2 rRNA genes are annotated in these 584 nt (G+C 59.4%); both read right to left on the reverse strand.

Going from position 1 to position 584, the window contains the following annotated elements:
• Positions 1 to 85, reverse strand: a 23S ribosomal RNA gene (locus tag DMH08_RS39810); the annotation flags it as partial.
• A 425-nt stretch (positions 86 to 510) separates the two neighbouring features.
• Positions 511 to 584 (reverse strand): 16S ribosomal RNA (locus DMH08_RS39815); the annotation flags it as partial.

Genomic DNA, 584 nt, shown 5'->3' on the forward strand with positions numbered 1-584 from the left:
CTCCCCGAGGCATATCGCAGGCTCCCACGTCCTTCATCGGCTCCTGATGCCAAGGCATCCACCGTATGCCCTTAAAAACTTGAACACACAAAACGATCAAAACAAATCGCAGATAAACAACAACACCTAAGAAACCAGACCCCGAAAGGCCCGCCTCCTCAAGCATCGTCATCTACCAGAGATGCTCGCGTCCACTGTGTAGTTCTCAAAAAACAACCGGGTCCACCAGGCCGCAACCCTGAGGGGTTACGGGGACCGGTCCCGCAGTCCGAAGAAACGTGCCCGTTTCCTCAGGACCCAACAGCGTGTCCAACCTGCCGACCGCCCGGAGCTCGTCGTTCCCACTCCCCACCGCAAGGGTGAGGCGGTACTTGCCGAGCCGCACAGCCGGCAGGCTGAGTAGCCAGTGCTCCACATCTATGAGCAGCCACCTGACGAACATTCGCCGTCAACAGCGGCCACCGACCGAGGTCCCTCAACGAGGCGACCCGGCCAGTTGATGCTCCTTAGAAAGGAGGTGATCCAGCCGCACCTTCCGGTACGGCTACCTTGTTACGACTTCGTCCCAATCGCCGGCCCCACCT

Source organism: Actinomadura sp. WAC 06369 (assembly GCF_003947565.1).
In the GTDB taxonomy this organism is placed as follows: domain Bacteria; phylum Actinomycetota; class Actinomycetes; order Streptosporangiales; family Streptosporangiaceae; genus Spirillospora; species Spirillospora rifamycini.